Origin of the sequence: Mycobacterium sp. UM_Kg1, assembly GCF_000972925.1 — a bacterium.
Lineage (GTDB): Bacteria > Actinomycetota > Actinomycetes > Mycobacteriales > Mycobacteriaceae > Mycobacterium > Mycobacterium hiberniae.
Genome location: NZ_JRMK01000248.1, coordinates 1 through 3,344 on the forward strand (window position 1 = coordinate 1; position 3,344 = coordinate 3,344).

At 71.4% G+C, this 3,344-nt stretch carries 5 protein-coding genes; 3 read left to right on the forward strand and 2 right to left on the reverse strand.

The window, feature by feature from the left end; translation table 11 throughout:
- Both LI92_RS20520 and LI92_RS20525 read right to left on the reverse strand, forming a co-directional pair.
- A partial coding sequence (locus LI92_RS20520) for an undecaprenyl-diphosphate phosphatase (RefSeq protein WP_286135209.1) occupies positions 1–285 on the reverse strand: 285 nt, incomplete at its 3' end.
- Between the two features lie 60 nt (positions 286–345).
- Complete coding sequence (locus LI92_RS20525) at positions 346–639, reverse strand: hypothetical protein (RefSeq protein WP_046322161.1); 294 nt, start codon at positions 637–639, stop codon at positions 346–348.
- Positions 640–763: 124 nt separating this feature from the next.
- Between LI92_RS20525 and LI92_RS20530 the strand changes: the two genes are divergently transcribed.
- From LI92_RS20530 to LI92_RS20540, 3 genes are read left to right on the forward strand one after another with little or no spacing between them, the layout of a single operon-like run.
- Entirely contained in the window at positions 764–1,804 is a 1,041-nt protein-coding gene (locus LI92_RS20530; protein ID WP_192830105.1) for a YncE family protein, read from the forward strand.
- Complete coding sequence (locus tag LI92_RS20535; RefSeq protein ID WP_046322162.1) at positions 1,801–2,067, forward strand: DUF5703 family protein; 267 nt, start codon at positions 1,801–1,803, stop codon at positions 2,065–2,067. The genes LI92_RS20530 and LI92_RS20535 overlap by 4 nt, the downstream gene beginning before the upstream one ends.
- Before the next feature lie 4 nt (positions 2,068–2,071).
- Positions 2,072–3,139: a quinone-dependent dihydroorotate dehydrogenase gene (locus LI92_RS20540; protein WP_046322164.1), complete on the forward strand. Its 1,068-nt coding sequence runs from the start codon at positions 2,072–2,074 to the stop codon at positions 3,137–3,139.
- The last annotated feature ends 205 nt before the right edge of the window (positions 3,140–3,344 follow it).

The following is a 3,344-nucleotide window of genomic DNA, read 5'->3' on the forward strand; positions in this document are numbered from 1 at the left end:
CCAGCCCAGCCGGTAGTCGGTCTCCCGGTCGGCGGGCAACGGCGTCTTGGCCAGTTTGGAGGCCACCCCGGACAACCAGGCCGTGGCGATGCGCGCGATGTCGCGGGCGAAGTAGACCAGCACGGCGACCTCGGTGCCCAGTTGGGTGACCGCGGTGAACGAGGCGCCGGCGTCACCGGCGAAGAACAGCCGCGACACCACCGCCAGGTGCCCCGAGGACGAAATCGGCAGAAACTCCGTGAGGCCCTGCACGATGGCCAGCATCACCACCTGCGGCCACGACATCGCGGCCGCCTCAGCAACCGCCACCACCTCAGACACGAGGATGACGGTACCGGGCCGGTGTCAGCGAATCAGACCGGACACCACGTCACGCACCGCGGCGCCCAGGCTGCGCTCGTCGGCGACATCGATCCCGAACAACTGCCGGCTGGCGGTGGCCACCACGTCCTCGGCGTGCGGGACGGGACCGGCCAACCGGGGCCGATAGACGTCGACCACCAGCTTGTAGCGCTCAATGCGGAAGGAGAAGCTACGCCCGTCGCCGACCTCGCCGAAACCGCTGGCGAACGCGCCCGTCCAGATCTCCTCGATCCCGAACTGTGCACACGTCGGCTGCCAGTCTTGCGCCACAGTCATGGCCGCGAGGTTACACCTAAGCGAACTTATAGTTGCGGCGGACGGGCGGGCTGCACCGCACCGCCTTCCTTAGAATCGGTATTCGCACCAACCCGCCCACCGCGACGAGCTGGAAGAGCTGCCCGTGCCTGAGTGCTCCCCCCGCCGGCCCCGCCGGTCCCTTCGAGCCCTGTTGCTGCCGTTGCTGCTGCTCACGGCGTGCTCGTCCAATCCGATCACCGCACCGCCGCCCACCATCGCGCCGGCGCAGCCCGCCGTGTCCCCGGCCGCCGCGGTGCGCCCGGCGGGCACCGTGCAACCCCTGGGCGAGCCGGCGACCGGCGCGGTGTTCGACGCCGCGACCGGGCTGCTGGCGGTGCTGTCCCCCGGATCGCCGGACCACGGCGGCGCCTCCGTCAGCCTGGTCGGCGATGCCGGGCGCCCGCCGGGCGTGGTGGCGCTGCCGGGGCCGGCGAGCTCGCTGGCCGGCGACGGCCGGGGCCGGGTCTACCTGGCCGGGCGCGGCGGCTACTACACCGTGGACCTGACCGCCCGCACCGCCGCGCGCGTCGATGTCGCCGACGCCGCCGACGTCGAGTTCACCGCGATCGGCCGGCGCAACGACGGCATCATGGTGCTGGGCAGCTCCGACGGGGCCGTCTACACCCTGGCGTCCGACGGGGCGCAGGTCGCGGAGCGGTCGAAGATCTTCGCCCGGGTCGACCAGATCGTGACCCAGGGCGACATCGCGGTGGTGCTCGACCGTGGCCAGACCTCGGTGACGACCATCGGCACCAACGGCAAACCCCAATACGCGCTGCGCGCCGGCCAGGGCGCCACCACCCTGGCCGCCGCCGCGCACGGCCCGGTACTGGCCGCCGACACCCGCGGCGGGCGCCTGCTGGTCTACGGCGTCGATCCGCTGATGCTGCATCAGGACTACCCGGTCCCGCACGCCCCCTACGGGCTGGCCGGAGCGGGCGGCTTCGCGTGGGTGTCGCAGACCGGGACGAACACCGTGGTCGGCTACGATCTGAGCACCGGAATCCCCGTGGAGAAGGTTCGTTATCCGACCGTGCAGCAACCCAACACCCTGGCACTGGACGACACCGCGGACACCTTGTACGTGGTGTCCGGTTCGGGGGCCGGGGTGCAGATCATCGAGCACGCCACGAGGCCACGTTGACCGCGCTGCGCCCCCGCCGGCTACCGCCCGGCTGGGAAACCGAACTGTCCGACGACTACGAATGGATTCCGCTGCGGCTGCCCCCGGAGGTCAGCCGGATCGGGGCGTCCACCCGATTGGCCATCGAGGCCGAATACCGCGGGTGGGAACTGACCCGAGTGCGGCTGTACACCGACGGGAGCAGGCGAGTGTTGTTGCGCCGCAAGAAGTCAGCCGCCGACCCGGTCAGCGCCGGCCGCTGCGTCGACCAGCCGGGACTGTAGACACATGGGTCTCTACGGCGTGCTGCGCCGGGCAATGTTCCTGCTGCCGCCGGAGCGGGTGCACACCCTGGCGTTCGGCGCGTTGCGCGGCGCCACCGCAACCACACCGACTCGCCGGGCGCTGCGGCGCCGGCTCGGCCCGCACGACCCGATCCTGGCCAGCACGGTGTTCGGGGTGCACTTCCCCGGACCGCTCGGACTGGCAGCCGGATTCGACAAGGACGGCATCGGGCTCAACACCTGGGGCGCACTGGGTTTCGGTTACGCCGAGGTGGGCACCGTGACGGCGTCGCCGCAGCCGGGAAACCCCGCGCCGCGACTGTTCCGGCTGCCGAAAGACCGCGCGCTGCTCAACCGGATGGGCTTCAACAACCACGGCGCCCACGCCCTGGCGGCGAAGCTGGCGGGCCATCGGCCCGATGTGCCGATCGGGGTCAACATCGGCAAGACCAAAGTCACCCCGCCCGAGGACGCGGTGCAGGACTACTGCGCCAGCGCCCGGCTGCTGGCCCCGGTGGCCGCCTACCTGGTGGTCAACGTCAGCTCGCCGAACACTCCGGGCCTGCGCGACCTGCAGGCCATCGACGCGCTGCGGCCCATCCTGGCGGCGGTGCGCGCCGAGACCACCAAACCGGTGCTGGTGAAGATCGCACCGGACCTGGCCGACACCGACATCGACGCCATCGCCGACCTGTGCGTGGAGCTGGACCTGGCCGGCATCGTGGCCACCAACACCACGGTGTCCCGCGACGGCCTGAGCACCCCGGGAGTCGCCGAACTGGGGCCCGGCGGGATCTCCGGCCCTCCGGTGGCCCGCCGGGCACTGGAAGTGCTGCGGCGGCTGTACGCCCGGGTGGGCGATCGGCTGGTGCTGATCAGTGTCGGCGGGATCGAAACCGCCGACGACGCCTGGGAGCGCATCACCGCCGGCGCCTCGCTGCTGCAGGGCTACACGGGCTTCATCTACGGCGGCGGCCTGTGGGCCCGAAACATTCACGACGGCCTGGCCCGGCGGCTGCGCGACGGCGGCTACGCCTCGCTGGCCGAGGCGGTCGGTTCCGCCGCCACCTAGCCCCAGCTACCTAGCCCCAGCCCCCTGGCCCCCTGACGCCTAGCGCGAGCAGACACAGAATCGCATCCCGCGAAGCGGGATCATGCGATTCTGTGTCTGCTCAGCGAGGGCCGCGGCTAGTTGTACTGACCACGGACGTTGGGTACGGCGTGGCGTGGTGACATGACGAAGACCTCCGAGTGAAGTGCGAGCTGCTGAAGAACGC

Coding starts and splice junctions, on each gene's coding strand:
- LI92_RS20540 (WP_046322164.1), top strand. CDS start 2,072: ATGGGTCTCTACGGCGTGCTGCGCCGGGCAATGTTCCTGCTGCCGCCG.
- LI92_RS20525 (WP_046322161.1), bottom strand. CDS start 639: ATGACTGTGGCGCAAGACTGGCAGCCGACGTGTGCACAGTTCGGGATC.